The 18,665-nt window shown below is 33.4% G+C and carries 20 protein-coding genes and 1 riboswitch; of the genes, 5 read left to right on the forward strand and 15 right to left on the reverse strand.

Features of this window, described 5'->3' with window-relative positions; genetic code table 11:
* Window positions 1-189: 189 nt before the first annotated feature.
* Both MWH25_RS10450 and MWH25_RS10455 read right to left on the reverse strand, forming a co-directional pair.
* Window positions 190-519, reverse strand: a complete 330-nt coding sequence (locus MWH25_RS10450; protein ID WP_248627594.1) for a GerW family sporulation protein — start codon at window positions 517-519, stop codon at window positions 190-192.
* A 20-nt stretch (window positions 520-539) separates the two neighbouring features.
* Window positions 540-989 (reverse strand): sensor histidine kinase, encoded by a 450-nt coding sequence (locus MWH25_RS10455; protein WP_248627595.1) that lies wholly within the window; start codon window positions 987-989, stop codon window positions 540-542.
* A 287-nt stretch (window positions 990-1,276) separates the two neighbouring features.
* Between MWH25_RS10455 and MWH25_RS10460 the strand changes: the two genes are divergently transcribed.
* On the forward strand, window positions 1,277-1,801 hold the full coding sequence (locus tag MWH25_RS10460) for a D-glycero-alpha-D-manno-heptose-1,7-bisphosphate 7-phosphatase (RefSeq protein WP_248627596.1): 525 nt from the start codon (window positions 1,277-1,279) through the stop codon (window positions 1,799-1,801).
* Here the strand turns inward: MWH25_RS10460 and pdxR are convergent.
* The gene (gene pdxR / locus MWH25_RS10465) at window positions 1,798-3,258 is read right to left on the reverse strand and encodes a MocR-like pyridoxine biosynthesis transcription factor PdxR (protein WP_248627597.1); all 1,461 of its coding nucleotides are present in this window, start codon (window positions 3,256-3,258) and stop codon (window positions 1,798-1,800) included. The genes MWH25_RS10460 and pdxR overlap by 4 nt on opposite strands.
* 299 nt (window positions 3,259-3,557) lie before the next feature.
* On the opposite strand from pdxR, the gene pdxS reads away from it, so the two are divergent.
* Both pdxS and pdxT read left to right on the forward strand, forming a co-directional pair.
* Window positions 3,558-4,436, forward strand: coding sequence for a pyridoxal 5'-phosphate synthase lyase subunit PdxS (gene pdxS / locus MWH25_RS10470; RefSeq protein ID WP_248627598.1), 879 nt, complete (start codon window positions 3,558-3,560; stop codon window positions 4,434-4,436).
* 40 nt (window positions 4,437-4,476) lie between these two features.
* A complete protein-coding gene (gene pdxT / locus MWH25_RS10475; protein ID WP_282706948.1) occupies window positions 4,477-5,073 on the forward strand; it encodes a pyridoxal 5'-phosphate synthase glutaminase subunit PdxT in 597 nt (198 codons plus the stop codon).
* A 181-nt stretch (window positions 5,074-5,254) separates the two neighbouring features.
* Here pdxT and MWH25_RS10480 read toward each other — a convergent pair whose 3' ends face one another.
* A complete protein-coding gene (locus tag MWH25_RS10480) occupies window positions 5,255-5,434 on the reverse strand; it encodes a cache domain-containing protein (protein ID WP_248627599.1) in 180 nt (59 codons plus the stop codon).
* 167 nt (window positions 5,435-5,601) lie between these two features.
* Here MWH25_RS10480 and MWH25_RS10485 point away from each other — a divergent pair, with 167 nt between their 5' ends.
* The gene (locus MWH25_RS10485; RefSeq protein WP_248627600.1) at window positions 5,602-6,339 is read left to right on the forward strand and encodes a PHP domain-containing protein; all 738 of its coding nucleotides are present in this window, start codon (window positions 5,602-5,604) and stop codon (window positions 6,337-6,339) included.
* Between the two features lie 140 nt (window positions 6,340-6,479).
* Here the strand turns inward: MWH25_RS10485 and MWH25_RS10490 are convergent, their stop codons facing one another.
* The 5 genes from MWH25_RS10490 to metK form a co-directional block, all read right to left on the reverse strand.
* Window positions 6,480-7,136, reverse strand: a complete 657-nt coding sequence (locus MWH25_RS10490; protein ID WP_248627601.1) for an outer membrane beta-barrel protein — start codon at window positions 7,134-7,136, stop codon at window positions 6,480-6,482.
* Between the two features lie 284 nt (window positions 7,137-7,420).
* Window positions 7,421-9,220: an oligoendopeptidase F gene (gene pepF / locus MWH25_RS10495; protein WP_248627602.1), complete on the reverse strand. Its 1,800-nt coding sequence runs from the start codon at window positions 9,218-9,220 to the stop codon at window positions 7,421-7,423.
* A gap of 64 nt (window positions 9,221-9,284) precedes the next feature.
* Window positions 9,285-10,463: a tRNA pseudouridine(54/55) synthase Pus10 gene (locus tag MWH25_RS10500; RefSeq protein WP_248627603.1), complete on the reverse strand. Its 1,179-nt coding sequence runs from the start codon at window positions 10,461-10,463 to the stop codon at window positions 9,285-9,287.
* A gap of 118 nt (window positions 10,464-10,581) precedes the next feature.
* Window positions 10,582-10,752 (reverse strand): small, acid-soluble spore protein, alpha/beta type, encoded by a 171-nt coding sequence (locus tag MWH25_RS10505; protein WP_248627604.1) that lies wholly within the window; start codon window positions 10,750-10,752, stop codon window positions 10,582-10,584.
* Between the two features lie 82 nt (window positions 10,753-10,834).
* Window positions 10,835-12,016, reverse strand: coding sequence for a methionine adenosyltransferase (gene metK / locus MWH25_RS10510; RefSeq protein ID WP_248627605.1), 1,182 nt, complete (start codon window positions 12,014-12,016; stop codon window positions 10,835-10,837).
* Between the two features lie 115 nt (window positions 12,017-12,131).
* A riboswitch (SAM riboswitch) is annotated at window positions 12,132-12,235 on the reverse strand.
* Between the two features lie 341 nt (window positions 12,236-12,576).
* On the opposite strand from metK, the gene MWH25_RS10515 reads away from it, so the two are divergent.
* On the forward strand, window positions 12,577-13,596 hold the full coding sequence (locus MWH25_RS10515) for a polysaccharide deacetylase family protein (RefSeq protein WP_248627606.1): 1,020 nt from the start codon (window positions 12,577-12,579) through the stop codon (window positions 13,594-13,596).
* Between the two features lie 42 nt (window positions 13,597-13,638).
* On the opposite strand, the gene MWH25_RS10520 is transcribed toward MWH25_RS10515, so the two are convergent.
* From MWH25_RS10520 to remA, 6 genes are all read right to left on the reverse strand, one after another.
* The gene (locus MWH25_RS10520; RefSeq protein ID WP_248627607.1) at window positions 13,639-14,868 is read right to left on the reverse strand and encodes an L-lactate MFS transporter; all 1,230 of its coding nucleotides are present in this window, start codon (window positions 14,866-14,868) and stop codon (window positions 13,639-13,641) included.
* 479 nt (window positions 14,869-15,347) lie between these two features.
* On the reverse strand, window positions 15,348-15,797 hold the full coding sequence (locus MWH25_RS10525; protein ID WP_248627608.1) for an S-ribosylhomocysteine lyase: 450 nt from the start codon (window positions 15,795-15,797) through the stop codon (window positions 15,348-15,350).
* Window positions 15,798-15,808: 11 nt separating this feature from the next.
* Window positions 15,809-16,996: a bifunctional phosphopantothenoylcysteine decarboxylase/phosphopantothenate--cysteine ligase CoaBC gene (gene coaBC, locus MWH25_RS10530; protein ID WP_248627609.1), complete on the reverse strand. Its 1,188-nt coding sequence runs from the start codon at window positions 16,994-16,996 to the stop codon at window positions 15,809-15,811.
* 33 nt (window positions 16,997-17,029) lie between these two features.
* Window positions 17,030-17,230, reverse strand: a complete 201-nt coding sequence (gene rpoZ / locus MWH25_RS10535; RefSeq protein WP_248627610.1) for a DNA-directed RNA polymerase subunit omega — start codon at window positions 17,228-17,230, stop codon at window positions 17,030-17,032.
* Window positions 17,231-17,514: 284 nt separating this feature from the next.
* On the reverse strand, window positions 17,515-18,099 hold the full coding sequence (gene gmk / locus MWH25_RS10540; RefSeq protein ID WP_248627611.1) for a guanylate kinase: 585 nt from the start codon (window positions 18,097-18,099) through the stop codon (window positions 17,515-17,517).
* 36 nt (window positions 18,100-18,135) lie between these two features.
* On the reverse strand, window positions 18,136-18,381 hold the full coding sequence (remA, locus tag MWH25_RS10545; RefSeq protein WP_248627612.1) for an extracellular matrix/biofilm regulator RemA: 246 nt from the start codon (window positions 18,379-18,381) through the stop codon (window positions 18,136-18,138).
* Window positions 18,382-18,665: the final 284 nt, after the last annotated feature.

The following is an 18,665-nucleotide window of genomic DNA, read 5'->3' on the forward strand; positions in this document are numbered from 1 at the left end:
ATTATACCAAAAAACAAGGTGAAGTACAAGTTAACAATTTCCTATTATTAACATAACACAACAGCTTAAGTTTAAGGCTAAGATTGAGGTTGCCCAACCATTAAAAACATAAAGGTTTAGCTATTACTCAGACTTAAACTTGAACTTAAACTTAGTTCTAACACATATAAGCTATTTATCTAATTTATCTTACTCCTTCTCAATTAACTCCTCAACCTCTCCTAACACCTTCGGTACTAACTCCTCGATTTCTTCAGCATCTTCATTGATTGCCATAGGTAATAAAGATACCTCTTGATCAGACTTAATTATAATAATCGCTTTCGGCATTAAATAAACTCCTCCGCCCCCACCTTCTACTTGCAACTTGTTTCCAACACCCATACCTGCTCCAATAATCAAATCACTAACTGGAACCAATAACATATCAGCTACTTGGATAGGTTGACCAATAATCTGCTCCTTTGTTACCAATTCATCCAAATTAAAATCTGGATTACTATTAAATCCTAGAGACATATTTATCATCCTTTCTCCCATTATAATATACTACCCAAAGTTAGCAAAAAAATATCCACAGTATGCAAAAAAACATAATTTCCTAAACAATAAAAAACGACCCCAAAAGGTCCTCTTTTATTTATTTTGAAACTGAATTTACTGCCAACTCCCTCTTGGCTCTCTACCTTCACTTCTCCACCTAATCCTTCTATAATCTCTTTGACAATTGCTAATCCTAATCCTGTACCTTCGGAGTCAGGGTTTCTTACTCTATCTACTTGATGAAATCTCTCCCAAATATAAGGCAACTCATCATCTGGTATCCCAATTCCATCATCACTCACACTGACTTCTACCTGCTCTTTTTGATTAACTACTTCAATTTCAATCTGACCATCATCAGCAGTATATTTGATAGCATTACTCAATAGATTTATAATTACTTCTCGCAACCGATCATAATCAATCAATATCTTCTCTTGGCCCATTTAGAGCACCTCTTTCAGTTAATTGATATAATGTGTAATCGATTCCAAAATAATGCAGTAATAATCATCTCTATCGCTAATAACTAGTATAACAGATAATTATTAAGAAAATGTTAACATTTCAACTATAACGTGTAACTAAGTATCATATTTTATAATGGTTCATAATATGCTTCATACAACAGAAATTATAGATTGGAGGGGAAGAAATTGAATAAAGATAAATTAAATACTACCTGCATAACAGATAAATATTACGAAAATATTAAAGATGAGGAGGGAAAAATATGACTAAAGCTGTTTTTTTAGATCGTGATGGAGTGATTAATAAATATGAGCAACCTGTTAACCAAGCAAAAGATTTAATATTATATCCTTGGACTGCCAGTTCTATCAAAAAGCTAAACGAAACTGACTTTAAAGTTTATGTCGTCACTAATCAAGGAGGCATTGAGTCAGGCTATTTTACTGCACAAGATTTAGAAGAGATTCACCAACATCTAATCGAACAATTACAACTAAAAGAAGCGACTATAGATGATATTGCTTACTGCCCCCACTTCAAATCAGACTGTAAGTGCCGCAAACCAAAACCCGGTATGGTTCTTGAACTTGCTGATAAATATAATATTGAGCTTAAGAAGTCCTATCTAGTTGGCGACCGTAACTCTGATATTGAAGCTGGTAATCAAGTAGGATGTACTACAATCAAATTAGGGGCCAAATATCCAGCAGCCGATTATTCTTTAGAAACATTAGAAGATGCTGTTGAGCTTATACTTAAAATTGATCAACAACAATCTAAAGACTAAACTAAAGGCATCATTGATTCATCAAACCTATAATCCCCCTCTTCTTTTAACTCCTCTCTGATTCTCTGTCCTAACTGCTGGATTCCTTCTTCAATTTGTTGGCAAGTAACTGCTGCAATACTTAATCTAATTCTATTTTTATGAGGCTTAGTATGATAGAATAATGCTCCAGGAGCAATGTTAACCCCATCTTTACGTAATACCTTATGTAACTTAGTAGCAGAAACCTGTTGAGGTAACTTCAACCACAAATTAAGTCCACCTTCTGGTTCTATATAATCAACATTTGGCGGTAAATATTCTTTCAAAGCAGTAATCATTACTTGATAGCGCTGACTATACTTTTCTTTTAGACAATTTAACTGCTCTTGCCAATCTTCCCTACGAAGGTAGAGATCCAAGACTCGCTGTACCAATCCATCAGTAAAAATATCGGATAAATACTTTGACACTAAGATATCTTCACAATAACTGGATGGAATAATCATAAAAGCCAACCTCAACCCTGGCATATAGAGCTTAGAAAAACTCTTGAGATAAACCACCTTATCCTCGGTATCCAAAGCTTTTAGAGACTTACGGGGTTGTCCCAGATAATTTAAATCACTGACACAATCATCTTCAATAATTAACAACTCATATTGGTCAGCCAGCTTCAATAATTCTTTCTTCTTCTTTAAAGAATAGCTATAGCCCGTTGGGTTTTGAAAATTAGGCATTAAATAAAGAAACTTCGGTTTATAACGCTTCAACAGCACCTCTAATTCTTCTAAATTCAAACCATCTTTTTCAAGTGGAATATCTATTAGCTCTACCTTTCTTGACTTAAATGCTGAAATAGCACCAGGATAAGTAGGTCGTTCTACAAAAACAGTATCACCATAATCTAAAAATGTCTTAGCTAACACATCAAGCCCTTGTTGAGCTCCAGAAACGATCTGAATCTGCTCAGCGCCAATCTCTATTTGATAATTTTCTACATATTGAGCAATTGATTCCCGCAACGGTAAATAACCTTGACTTTTTTGATAACCAAAAGCATAACCTTGATCACGATCAAGTACCTGATTTAATAATCGTTTAAAAGCCTGAATTGGAAACAGACTGGGACTGGGAGCAACTGTTCCAAAATTAATAACCTCCTCATCCTCCTTCTTCAACTCTGAATCATCTGCTTGGCCCTCACCAGGGATAATTTTATCTTTAATTTGCTCATTAGGCATAATAAAAGTACCACTGCCTACTTTTTTATAAACTAAACCTTCCTCTTCTAATACATTATAGCCATTAACAACAGTTACAGTATTAACTTGTAACCCTTTAGCTAACTTTCTAATTGAAGGTAATTTATCATGAGCTTGTAGCTTTCCTTCTTCAATTAAACCTTTAATTTGACTATATAATTGCAAATACAACGGTTTAGTTAATTCCTTTTCTAACTGTATCTCTTTAATCATTATTTACACCCCGTTTATTGTTAGTTTTAAACTGAATTGATATTTAGCTTGAGTTTAAGGCTAAGATTTAAACTAAGTCAACCATTAAAAAGATAATGTTTTAGCTCTTTGCTTAAACTTAGACTTAGAGTTTAATTGTACCCGACCACAAAATTATTGTACCCCTCTTGACAACACACTATTTATTTGTGATAATAGGTCATGGGTACACTTTTCTATTTTTTTTAACATTATACCCATACATTTATTATAGCTTAATTTTAACCATTTGTAAAGATTTCTAAAAAGGAGGCAGAATAATGACTGAACGAGATGAATTGAACAAAAACTTAGCTCAAATGTTAAAGGGTGGAGTAATTATGGATGTAACTGATCCAGAAGAAGCAAGAATTGCTGAAGAATCTGGAGCAGTTGCAGTTATGGCTTTAGAGAGAGTTCCAGCTGATATCCGCAAAGAAGGTGGTGTATCTCGAGCTTCGGATCCAGCAATGATCAAAGAAATTATCAAAGCTGTTTCTATACCTGTAATGGCCAAAGTACGAATCGGTCACTTTGTAGAAGCTCAAGTACTAGAGGCATTAGGAGTAGATTACATAGATGAAAGTGAAGTATTGACTCCTGCTGATGAAGATAATCACATCGACAAATCAGAATTTAAAGTTCCTTTTGTTTGTGGAGCAACAAATCTAGGTGAAGCTTTACGTAGGATTGGCGAAGGAGCTGGCATGATTAGAACCAAAGGTGAAGCAGGTACAGGTAATGTAGTAGAAGCAGTCAGACATATGAGAACAGTCAACGCTCAAATCAGAAGATTAACTACTATGGATAGTGGAGAATTAATGGCCGCTGCTAAAGAGATGAGAGCTCCTTTTGATTTAGTTAAATATGTAGCTGAACATGGTAAATTACCAGTAGTCAACTTTGCTGCAGGAGGAGTAGCTACTCCAGCTGATGCTGCTTTAATGATGCAACTTGGTTGTGATGGGGTATTTGTCGGTTCTGGTGTCTTCAAATCTGGTAACCCAGAAAAAAGAGCTAAAGCTATCGTCAAAGCTACTGCTCAATATGACGACCCTACTGTTATTGCTGAAGTATCTGAAAATATCGGAGAAGCAATGGTAGGAATCAATATCGATACATTACCACAAGAAGAAAAACTAGCTCATCGTGGTTGGTAAGAAAAATTGTTGACTATTATATAAAGAGAGTGATCTAATTATGATTAAAATCGGAGTCTTATCATTACAAGGAGGAGTTGCAGAACACTTGAAACTTCTGGAAGAAATTCCAGGGGTTACTCCTCTTGCTGTTAAAAAGAAAGAAGAATTTGAAGGTTTAGATGGCTTAATCTTACCTGGTGGTGAAAGCACAACGATAGGTAAATTACTTAACATCTTTGAGTTAAAAGAGATCATTATTAAAAAAGCTAACTCAGGGTTTCCTATCTGGGGAACCTGTGCAGGTATGATCCTACTAGCTAAAGATATCGAAGAGCAAGAAGATAGCCATCTCAATCTAATGGATATTACCGTTAAACGTAATGCTTATGGTAACCAACTTGATAGTTTTAAAACTACAGAAGTTATTCCTAAAATCTCTGATAAAAAAGTTCCTTTAACCTTTATTAGAGCACCTTTTATCACAAATGTTGGGAGTGAAGTTGAAACCTTATTGCAATTAGAAGGAAAGATTGTAGCTGCTGAACAAGATAATTTACTTGTTACATCTTTTCACCCAGAATTGGATCAGGATTTAACAGTTCATCAGTATTTTATAACAAAAGCTAGTAAACAAAATTTAGAACTGGCTAATTAAAAAATCAAGGAGTTCCCTAGGGAACTCCTTAATTCTTGTAAACTTGTACCTTGAACTATTCTATTAAACTCTGTAATTTATTAGTCATGCTTACTAACTGCTGTCAAGATTCTGCTATTCCTTCAGACATATTATCAATATTATCTGCTCCATTTAATAATTATTCATTATTTTCAGCTAATTATCTAATCTCTTCAGCAACAACTATAAATCCATTTCCTTTCTTAACCTTCTGAACTCTCCCTATTATCTCCCATAATCTACCTCCAATATCTTCAACATAAATCCCTGTAGCCAAAACCCACTCCCACGGTTCAAAACTAGCACCATAATAAATTTTTAAATAGATTAAAACCATCATTATATTACCCCATTAAATTATAATTTTAAATAAAATATTTTCCACTTGAAAACTAATACCTCAAACCCATAAATTAAAAACTTATTTCTCTATGCAATTTGTAAAGTACTTCTCTTGTTGATATAATAGCTTTATAAATTAATAAGTATAAGTAAAGGAGTAATCTAATGATAAGTGCTAATAATTTGCCTGCTTTTTTCGATAAATTTTCACCTGAAACTTCACTACAGTATATTGACCTTCATATTCATACTGAAGATAGTGATGGTCTGATTAAACCTAAATTTATAAAAGATTTTTTAAAAAATGTTCCCCATTTGATATCAATCACTGATCATAATTCAATCAAAAACAATCTTAAATTATGTACAACTAAAAACTTAAATGTCGTTCCTGGAATAGAAATCGGCTGTAAAGATAGTTTTGAATTCTTAATTTACTTCGATACCGCCCAAGAACTAGAAGATTTTTATATCAATAGTGTAGAACCATTTAAAAATAAGTATAAAATCACACGGACTGAAAAAATGTACCAATTTTATCTTGAAGAAGCAAAACAATATAATTCATTTATTTCTATTCCCCATATTGCCGGCATAGCTCAAAAAAACTATCTTAAAAATAAATCCTATATTAAAGGTGTTCTACAAGAAGTAGATGCATTAGAGATATATAACCATGCCATCCCTAAAAACAGAAATTTAATTGCTCAAAAACTGAGAAAAAAAGAAGATAAACTTGCTACTTTTGGTAGTGATGCTCATATTAATAAAGAAATTATATCTTTTCACAATTTTCAGAATAATTTTTATGAGTTTTCTTACTATAAAAAGAATTTCTACAATATTTGCTCTATAGTTGCCTTATTTGGAAAGCACCTTTATCATTTATTTGAAATTAGTTAATACCAATACTAGATTATAAAATGATAAACTGTAATCTAAATGGCTTATTCTGAATTATACCAAAACATTTATTTTTATTCAAATTAAGGGAGGGTTGTCTAGACAACCCTCCCTTAATTTAATATTAAATTATTAATTTTTTAAAAATCATAACTAATACCAGCACTAACCCTTAAACCACCCATATTCAATTTTTCTTCTTCTACATCAACCAACTTACTCTCTTCATAATCATAGGCTTGATTGATATCAATTGTTATAATTCGATGATTAAAGCTACTAATTAAAGATAAATTATCCCTAATTGAATAACTATATTCCCCTCCTACTAAAAAACCTAAACCTTCACCTGTAGCAGAAACTTCATTAAACTCTTCTAAATCTTGATAAATCTCAATTTGACTTTGCTGATAGGAATAATTAACAGCTCCCGCTTCTAAATGAAATTTATCATTTAAGCGATATTTCAATCCAGCATACGGGCCAACCAACTTCTCTTCAATCGCAAAGATAGAGTCAGAGTTTGAATCCTCATAACTACTAGCTGCTTGGTCAACTCCTACCTCAATTCCCAACCGTTCATTCAGCCAGTACCTTCCTCCAGCATAAAAACCGACTCCATCCTCTAGCCTTTCCTTAACCCCATCTCCAATCAAAACATCCTCCCCATCAACAGATAAAGAGAGTAAAAAGGTATTATAAGTACTTCCGCCAACCACCTCAAATCCTCTAGCCAGCGCTTGCGTAGGTGAAATTACTAAGACTATTAAGACAATAACAACTGCAAATTTTTTCATAACTACTCCTCCATCAATTCTCTATTTAATTAGTTCGATTAATATAATCTTCTAGAACTAATAGCCAAATCCTCTAGTAATTTAACCCCTTAAAATTTAATTTATGGGACTTAATAAAAATATCACCTTTAGAAAAAAATGACCTCCGGTCATAGTCTAAGGCTAAGTCTAAGGTTAAGCAAACCATTAAAAATAAAAATTATCCACAACCCCTGAAAAGCATAATTTCCTAAGCAAGAAAAAAAAGACAGATCTTAAATATTTAAGATCTGCCTCTACAAGTCTTAAATTAATTGCTCCATCTCCTGAATCAAATCTGAAAAGACTGTTAATGACTTCTCAATCGGCTCAGAAGATTTCATATCGACTCCAGCTTGCTGCAATAGATTGAGTGGATAATCAGAGCTACCACCCTTTAAAAACTCTAAATATCTATTAACAGCTTCCTCTCCTTGCTCTAAAATCTGTTGAGATAAAGCAACTGCAGCAGAAAAACCGGTAGCATATTGATAGACATAAAAATTGTAATAAAAATGAGGAATTCTGGCCCATTCAATAGCAATCTGATCATCAACTACAACCTGCTTTCCATAATATTTCTGATTTAAATCATAATATAACTCTGATAATAAATCTGATGTCAACGCTTGACCTTCTTCTGCTTGCTGATGAATCAACTTTTCAAAGTTAGCAAACATAGTTTGACGATAGACTGTACCTCTAAATTGCTCCAAATAATGATTTAAAATATACTTCCGTTTCTCTTCATCCTCAGTAGTCTCTAGTAAGTAGTTCATTAATAAAGCTTCATTAACTGTCGAAGCAACCTCTGCTACAAAAATACTATAATTAGCATAAATATAAGGTTGATTCTCGTTAGAATAATACGAATGTAAAGCATGCCCTAACTCATGGGCCAACGTAAATAGATCATCAATCTGATCAGTATAATTTAACAAGATATAAGGATGAGCATCATAAGCTGAAGCAGAATAAGCACCACTGCGTTTCCCTTTATTTTCATAAACATCAATCCAGTTATCTTCAAATGCCTCTTCAACAACCTTTACATACTCTGCTCCTAAAGGCTCAAAAGCCTGCAAAATAATCTCTTTAGCTTCTTCATATTCAACCTTCATCTCCACATCCTTAACTAACGGAGTATATAAATCATACATATGAAGTTCATCTATAGGTAATGTCCTCTTTCTTAGCTCCATATAATCATGCATGTAATCTAAATTATCCTCTACAGTCTGCAAAAGATTATCATAAACCTCAACTGGAATATTATCACCATCTAATGAGGCTTCTAGGGAACTTGAATAATTTCTAGCTCGCATATAGAAGAGATCCTTTTTAATATTGGTACTCAAGGTTGCTGCTAGAGTATTTTCTTGGTTCTGATATAGATTATAGTAAGCTTCAAAGGCTGATTTTCTTACCTCCCTATTATCCCTCTTTAATAACTCAATAAAACGCCCATGGGTAACCTGAACCTGCTCCCCAGTCTCATCTTCAATAGTTGGAAAATCTAGATCAGCATTATTGAGCATCCCAAAGATATTCTCTGGCCCTTGAGCTACTTCTCCTGCCAAAGCAATAATCCGCTCTTCCTCTGGCGATAAGAAGTGTTCTTTCCTTCTCATAATATCATCTAAATTCTGCTGATAAAGCTGTAGCCCTTCCTCTTCTTCCACAAATGATTCTAACTTTTCAGTCGGTAATTGTAAGATTTCAGGAACCATAAATGAAGTAGCACTGGCCAATTGATTCTGCAACCCTTGTACTTTAGCTAGTAAAGCTTGATATTTACTGTTCGCTGTATCCTCATCACTTTTACGATTAGCATATGTATATAATTTTCCTAATGAACGGTTCAACTCAGTACTCAATTCTAAACCAGCTAATAATTTATCAGCTGACTCTGCCAACTCTCCTTGAAAGGCTTCAATCTCAGATATCCTACTTACTACTTGATTAAACTCTTCTTCCCACTCTTGATCACTTTCATAAATAGCTGTTAAGTCCCATTTGAACTCTTCTGCAATCTCATCTCTAGTTGCTAAACCTTGCTTATCCATTTAACTCCTCCTATCATATCATTCTTACTCTTATAGTACCCAAATCTAGCTTAAAAATATAAATTTAATTATCTATTCCGATCACATCTAATCTCTCACATTCAGCTGAACACTCTAACAACTCAGCAACACTAGGCTCTGTTCGACCATCATCACTGGAGATCAACTCCTTAATATAAGCTCCTGCTTCAGCTTTAATTATTAATTCTAGCTTGTTAGCAGTCAGTAATTCCGCTTCTAATTTATAAATTTCTCGCTGCCTAACCATATCGGTTCTACGATGGTTAACCCGCTGTGGAGTACGTTGTTTAATTATACCACTAAGCTCTTTTAACTTAATCAACTTATCTGGAGCAACCTCTTGAGATGTTGTAACTAAAGCTTTATAAAGCTTTGCAACTCTTTTTGCCTTTAAGTCCTTAACCGTTCCTTTATTACTAAATTCTAACTCAAAAACTTCAACTTGCTCTTGATAAGTATTAATTTTTCTCTCTAATTCTTGCAAATCAAGATTTCTCTTCTTAGGTCTGGTCAACTCTAAGACAAACTCTCTCTTTCCAAAACATCTAACATCAATATCTTCCCTTCCTGCCCCATGAAATTTAACCCCCTCAGCCTCAGAAACTTCAATCGCTGGTTGAGCCACAATCTCTTCTACCGACTTCACCTTTCTATCATAAAACCATTTTGTCTGTGATATGCCACGAACATATTTATTATATTTACCATAGAGCAAAAGTGAACTAATCTGCAATTCTACCCTTTCATTGCCAATATCAATTACTGGACTGATATCAGGACGCTCAAAATCAACCCCTACATTGAGCTTTCTTAGTACCTGCTTACCGATCAAACGATTTAATTCTGATTTAAGTAACTCTGCATCTTGACTACCATGATTGGCCCATAACTCCTTCTCATCTTCTTTCATCTGCTGTGGTAAAGAAACTCCAACTAAGATACTATTTAATTGATATGGCTTCAATGCTTCATTGACCAAGTTAACATAATCCTCTATCTTCTCAAATACCCCTTGGCATAAAGAACACTCTCCACCAAGTTCAGCATCTTGTGGTACATTATCTTTAATAAAATCATTCTCACTAACTTCTTCATTATGCCTTAATATTGCACCCCGCTCATAATTTTCAAGACCATAGCCCAATTTCGCAAACTGCCTTCCCAAGCAGTGATCACAGAGCCCTTCTTTAATTAATTTATCACGTTTTATTTTAAGTACCAAATTTATCACCTCTATTATATCAATTGATAATTTACAATATACAATTGACAATTAAAATCATTAAAATCTTATTTGCAAATCATATAATTTACAAAGAGAAGAGTAGGGAGTTAACTCCCTACTCTTCTTGCTGGGCCAATGATTTTTCTGTCTTCTCTACTGCTCTCTTAACCAATGACCCAGCTTCTCTGGTGGTTATATTTCCCCAATCGCCGTCCTTCACCTTATCAGCAAATCCTAACTCCTCTGCTAACTCATACTTAGTTTCATCGGACATAATATTTCCCATTGGGGTCACCTCCATTTTTATTATTAACAGTATAATTAAAATTACTCAAAGATTTTAAAACCCTTGCTTTAATAAATCTAATCTATAATCCTGCTTCTTGTCGTAAACTATCAGCTTTATCGGTTCGCTCCCACGAAAGCTCTAAATCATTCCTACCAAAATGTCCATAGGCTGCCACCTGACTATACCCTGGTTCACTCAATTCTAAAGTTTCAATAATCTTACTTGGTCGCAAATCAAAATTTTCCCTAATTAATTCTTCTATTTTTATTTCATCAACTTTAGCAGTTCCGAAAGTATCAACCATAATTGAAACAGGCTGAGCTACTCCGATAGCATAAGATAGTTGAACTTCACACCTATCGGCTAAACCTGCTGCGACAACATTTTTAGCTACATAACGAGCAGCATAAGCTGCAGAACGATCTACTTTAGTTGCATCTTTACCAGAAAAAGCTCCTCCACCATGGCGGGCTACCCCTCCATAGGTATCTACAATTATCTTTCTTCCTGTCAATCCTGCATCTCCTTGAGGTCCTCCAATAACAAAACGTCCCGTTGGATTAATATAATATGTACTCTTCTCATCCAAAAATTCAGGATCAATTACTTCCTTAATAATATGTTCGATTATATCTTCTCTAATCTGTTGTAAACTAACTTCAGGATCATGCTGAGTAGATACAACAACAGCATCAATTCTAACAGGTTTATCATCTTCATATTCGACAGTTACCTGGGTCTTACCATCAGGTCTGATATAGTCCAAAATTCCTTCTTTTCTTACCTCAGCCAATCTCTGTGCTAATTTATGTGCTAAAGTGATTGGCAAGGGCATCATCTCTTCAGTCTCATCAGTAGCATATCCAAACATAATCCCTTGATCTCCTGCTCCGATTTCTTCCTTTTCTTCACCTTCCTTAACTTCTAATGCTTCATCTACCCCTTGAGCAATATCAGGTGACTGCTCATCAATTGAAGTTAATACAGCACATGTATCACCATCAAATCCATATTTGGCCCTTGTATAACCAATTTCTTTTACTTTTTCACGTGCAATTTTAGGGATATCCACATAACAATCTGTAGATATCTCACCTGCTATTAAAATCATTCCCGTCGTCACACTAGTTTCACAAGCTACTCGTGCTTGAGGATCTTGGGCTAGAATTTCATCCAATACAGCATCCGAAATTTGATCAGCAACCTTATCTGGATGCCCTTCAGTAACTGACTCAGATGTTAATAAGTATTTTTTAGACATATTTCTTCCTCCTTTAATAGTTAAACAGTAAAATTATATATTTCAGTTTTCTAACATTAAAATATATCACATAATAACAAAAAATCCCTCCTCATAGGAGAGATGATTCTTAATTTCTACATCTCCCAAGGTTATCCTTGCAGGAATTAGCACCTGTTCCTCTTTCAAGGTGGTTGCCGAGTTTCATAGGGCCTGTCCCTCCACTACTCTTGATGCACTACAGTTATTATATTTTTTACAATTACTATAAGTTTAACACACTGAATAATTTCTGTCAATATCAACTGCAGTTTAATTACAATTATGTGTCACAAAGTGACACATAATTGAGTTGACAGTGTACAGTGAACAGTTTACAGTTAAGATCAAAACCTTAAAAAATTAAGACCTCTGAAATGCCTTATGTTCGCAAGTTTAGAGTGATTTTGATTTAAGTTTTTAATTTTACCAATCACTAATTACTAATCACCAGCTACCGCACCCATTATTTACAACTTGAGAACTTCTATAAGTTATGCTATTCTAAATCTAAAAGTATACTTTCTAAGGAGGTACAATAATTGATCCAGTCAAAAAATAATCTAATAATCTTACTAGTTGTTACACTATTACTGAGCATAGTTTCCATTAACATTAGCTATGCTAATCAAACTCACACTATTAGAGAAGGAGATTCATTATTCACAATTGCTAGAAAATACGATACTACTATTTCTACTTTAACTAGCATTAATAACATTAGTAATCAGAATTTAATTTATCCTGGAGATAGATTAAATCTACCTTCTAGTAATACTGATTCTAGCTCTGATTTTGATAATTATCAAAATCAAACTAATGACAAGGAACAAATATTAGATGAAGAAAGCTTAAGTAGTTCTAATGCTAAAACAAGATATTCACCAACTAACTGGCTAAGCCGAGAAGGAGCTGTATCCGCCGAACTAAAAGAACGAAAAGAGCCAAAGATCTATTATCGTGGTGCTGATAAAGTAGCACTAACATTTGATGATGGCCCAGATAGTAAATACACACCACAAATCTTAGATATACTAAAGGAATATAATGTTAAAGCAACCTTCTTTTTAGAAGGAAAAAATGTAGAACAATATCCTCATATAGTTGAGAGGATTTTTAAGGAAGATCATGTTATTGGGAATCACTCCTGGTCACATCCAAATTTGAATTTATTAAATAATGATACAATCACTGAAGAAATACTGAAGACAGAAGAAGCAATCGAACGGATCATCAACCGTAAGACTAATCTTTTACGACCACCTTATGGTTTTGCTTCAAGTAGGGTAGTAAATCAAGCAGCCGACTTAAATTATAAAGTAGTTAACTGGTCTGTTGATTCATTCGATTGGAAGGTTGACAGTAAGGAAGAATTACTTGATAATACATTACCAGGAATTAATCCAGGTAGCATCATTCTATTACATTCTGCTACCGGAAAAGGAAATAGTTTAGCACCAACTGTTGAAGCTCTACCAACTATTATTGAAGAAACAAGAAATGAAGATTTAGATTTTGATACAGTAGATAATGTATTATCTGTAGCAGCTTACAGAAGATAAGAAATAAAAAAAGACTTGCATATGCAAGTCTTTTTTTATTTCTTATCTTCCCTTAGAATTTTTTAATAAAAAGAGTGCTATTAATATCCCTAAAACAGCTAAAATAATTACAGGATAGAAAGTATAGATATAACTTCCCAACATATCTCTTAAATTACCTGAAATTAGATTTCCTAAGACTGCTCCTAAACCATAAGCAGTAAAGACAATCCCATAATTTTTACTATAATTCTTATCACCAAAAAGAATTGCCGTAGATGCTGGAGCAATTGCTAACCAACCACCAAGAGTTAGCCACAAAGCACTAAAAGCTATACCATATAAAACTATAGAACCTTCTTGAACATTTAACATTAAAACAGAAGCCAAAATTATTAATATGTAAGATAATATAGCAGAATAAGTAGGGCCAAATTCATCTGTAAGCCAACCAAAAATCGGCCTTCCTATTCCATTAAAGATAGCAAATAAAGAAACCATAAAAGCAGCAGTTTGAGAATCTAAATTAATAACCTCTTCTGCTACTGGACTTGAAATAGCAATAGCCATTAAACCTATCAAGGCCCCCACAATATAACAGAGCCATAATCCATAAAAAGATTTAGTCTTGATCATACCCTTAACATCCAAATCTAAAGAATCCTTATCTACTAAATTATCGTCCTTATTTTCTAAAGTGCGTTGCGGAAACTTTAAAGGTAAAGCTAAAATTGTAATAATTATACCAAAGGCTATTCCCAAAAATCTAAATGCCTGAAATAGACCATATGAATTAATTAACCAGTTTGCTAGAGGAGCAGTTACAAAAGGAGAAAGCCCAAATCCTGCTAAAGTAAGACCAACCGCAAAACCTTGCTTTTCCGGAAACCATTTAGCAGCTACTGCCATAGGAGCACCATAAGCTATACCTACTCCTGCTCCAGCAATCACACCATAAGTTATTGTTAAGTAAGTTATACTTGTTGCAAAACTTGATAAAAACCAACCAAGACCAATCAAACTCCCTCCTACCATAGTTACTATTTTTGGTCCGTACTTATCTATAAATCCACCTGCTATTGGCACCATAATAGCATAAAAAACTAAGAAAACCATATAAGGCAATCCACTTTGAGTAGCACTAATATTTAATAAATCCTCCGCAGGTCTTCTAAAAACACTCCAAGAATATATTGTCCCCATACACATAAATATTAATAGCCCTAAAGGAATATATATCCATCTTTTAGTTTTACTTCTCATATCAACTTCTTCACTTATTGTCACACTCATTTTCTTAACTCCTTTCTTATCTTTAATTGCAACTCACTAGTATTGCAAAAACTTAAATCAAAAAAGCCAAGTGTTAAATTTCACAATACAGCTTAAAAAATCCCCCCCCTCCATTATGGATAAAGAAATTTGACCTTTAAGATCGCTATTTCTTGCCTATTAAATTAATATTGTGTGAAGATATGATCAAAGATTGTCCTTAAATATTTTAATAAATGAGTAAAATATTCCTACCTTACCTTGACTTTTCACTTAATAAATGAACTATTTCTTAATGCAATTCTAGTGATTATAACTAAACAATACAATTAAGATAGTCTATTCTTTATTATAGTAACATATGAACTATTTTTTGTCAAATTGTCAATTTTTCTAATAAACATTTATCTGTCTTAATATTTGAATATAACTACCTAATTTATTATTTTTAATCATTACTATACATAAAATCCACTCAGTAACTGAGTGGATTAATCCTTTTACTTATCAAATTCTTTTAAAACTCTCTTAGCATACTCCTGTGCTCCAAATAGGGAATGATCACGATAATTTCCACACTCTTTAGCCGTAGTCGCTGGAATATCCCCTAAATTAGCTTCTACTACCTTTTCTAAAGCAATAATTAATACTTCTTCTACCTCTTCTATTGCAAGTTTACCAATTTTGATTAAATAAAAGCCAGTTCTACATCCCATTGGTGAAATATCAACCACATCAGCCATCTCTTCTCGTATATAAGTAGCTAATAAATGTTCTAAAGTATGCAAAGCTCCAGTAGGAATTGACCCTTGATTCGGCTGAACTAACCTCAAATCATACTTTTGAATAATATCTCCTCGCGGAGTAGTTATCTTTCCTGCTTTCCTCACATAGGGAGCATCTACTTTAGTATGATCAAGGCTAAAACTCTCCACTTTAATCTTATCCACTCTATCACTCCTTAATCTAAAATTTTAACAACCTCTGAAAAGATCCTATCTGCAATCTCTAACTTAGTAGCTTTAGCCACTTCAATTTGATCATCTTTGCTTATGATTACAACTTGATTAAAATCAGAAGCAAAACCTGTATCTTCAGCCCTGATGTTATTAGCCACAATAAAATCAACCACTTTCCTCTTTAATTTTTGCTGAGCATTTTCAATTAAATTATCTGACTCAGCAGCAAACCCAACTAAAATTTGTTCTCCATTACTATTACCCAATTCTGCTAATATATCTGTTGTTCTTTTTAATTCTAAAGTTAAATTATTACTTTTTTTGATCTTGTTTTTAGCAATAGATTGAGGAGTGTAATCCGCCACTGCTGCTGCCATAATAATTATATCTTGCTCTGCTTGATACTTAAAAACCTGCTGACACATCTCAGCAGCAGTTCTAACATTAATTATATTTACCCCAGAAGGCTTATTTAGCTTCGTAGGAGCAGAAATCAAAGTAACTTCTGCTCCTCTAGCCTTAGCAACTTTAGCCAAAGCATATCCCATCTTTCCTGATGAGCGATTTCCTAAATATCTAACTGGATCTAAGTCTTCTTGCGTTCCTCCTGCTGTAACTAAAACCTTCTTTCCTACTAAATCAAATGAACTTAATAAATAAGCTATAGCACTAGTAACGATCTCCTCAGGAGCAGGTAATCTACCTTTTCCTTCAGTTCCACAAGCTAAATAACCTTTATCTGGCTCAATAAATCGATAACCTTCTTCTTTTAATCTTACAATATTTTTTTGAACAATTGAGTTTTGATACATATTTACATTCATTGCAGGTGAAAAAATCACTTTTGCTGTAGTAGCCATTATTGTTGTCGTTAACATATCATCTGCAATCCCGTTAGCCACTTTACCAATCAGATTAGCAGTTGCCGGAACAACTAAAAACATATCGGCTTTCTCAGCTAAAGAGATATGTTCAACATCCCATGATTGAAGTTCAGCAAACATATCAACAATTACAGGATTATGGCTTAATGAACGAAATGTAAGTGGTTGAACAAATTTAGTGGCAGCTTCAGTCATAATTACATGCACATTAGCTCCCAATTTTTTTAACCTGCTTACTACTTCAACAGATTTATAAGCAGCTATCCCTCCAGTAACCCCTATAACAATTGTTTTATCTTTCAACATATCTATATCATCACCTTATTATTAGACTTAAGATTACTCCTCCATCTTAGGTTTTACTTTTCCAGCTACAATTTCCTCTAAAGCCTTTGAAACCTCTTTAGAACCCTTATATTCATCTAACAGTTCTTCTTCTCTATCTTTTAAAACCCTTGCCCGTTTAGAAGAAACTACAACTGCAGTAAAAACTGAATCACACTTTTCTAATATATCTTTCATTTCTGGACGTGCTAGCATCTCTACCTCTCCTCTTTATTTTATAGTAGTATTCTCCCTACAAATCTTATTAGACTTTCCGTAATAAAAACCATTTGCTAAATTTAAGCCTATCACTACAGTGCTTCGCAGATAACTAATTTTCTCTGCCCCCCGTTTTAGTGTACAATTTTAGGAAATTCAAAATTACACATTCAAAACATTAAACCCATCAACATTTGCAAAACATCCTATAACTAAACATTTTGTCTTCCAATATTTTCTTTAAGCTGGGAGTACTCATTTATAATCCTTAAAATTTAATATTATACTTTACATTTTTCAGCTATAATTATTGCTTTTAACTTTTTTACAGCATTCTTTACTTGATCATTAATAATTAAGTAGTCATATTCTTCAACCTGCTTTAACTCTTGATTAGCATTTTCTAATCTTGTTTCAATTGCTTTTTTACTCTCTGTTCCTCGACCATAAATTCTAGATTCTAACTCATCTAATGATGGAGGAGCTAAAAATACAAAGATCCCCTCTTCAAAACATTCTTTTACTTGTTTAGCTCCTTGAATATCTATTTCCAAAATAACATCTCGACCATTTGCTAAAGTCTCTTCAACATATTTTTTAGGAGTCCCGTAATAATTATTATGCACTTTGGCCCATTCAATAAATTCATTTTTTTTGATCAAAGATTTAAATTTTTTTGTAGACATAAAAAAATAATCTACTCCATTTTCTTCTCCTGCTCTTGCTTCTCTAGTAGTAGCAGATACAGAATAATAAATATCCTTATACTCTTCTAATAAAGCACTCAACACTGTGCCTTTTCCTACTGCGGAAGGACCAGACAAAACTATCAAATTTCCTTTGCTACTTTCTTTTTTATATTTCATTTTATTCTAAGAAGTACCTCCTCCACTAAAATATCATTAATCATCATCAGTTAATCGTTGTGAAACTGTTTCAGGTTGTACAGCAGACAAAATAATATGATCACTATCAGCAACTACAACTGCTCTAGTTCTTCTTCCATATGTAGCATCAATTAACATCCCACGATCACGAGCATCTTGAATAATTCTTTTAATAGGTGCAGACTCCGGACTTACAATTGCAATAATTCGATTAGCAGCAACAATATTACCAAATCCAATATTGATTAACTTAATCTCCACTATTAACCCACCTCTTTATTAATATTTATAACCTTAATAATGAAATCATTTAAATCACTTTAATTAGTTCAAACTAATTAATAATATATCATAACTTTGATTCATTTTGCAAATTCTTTATTCAGTTTAGATAAATTTCTAGCTATCATCTTTTTTCCTACTTTCTTAATATGATTTTAAAATAAAAAAACACCCACAAAGGTATTATAAAATAAAATGGCTCCCCGAGTAGGACTCGAACCTACGACAAAGTGGTTAACAGCCACTCGCTCTACCAACTGAGC

The sequence above is a fragment of the Natroniella acetigena genome (assembly GCF_023227745.1).
Classification (GTDB): Bacteria; Bacillota; Halanaerobiia; order Halobacteroidales; family Halobacteroidaceae; genus Natroniella; species Natroniella acetigena.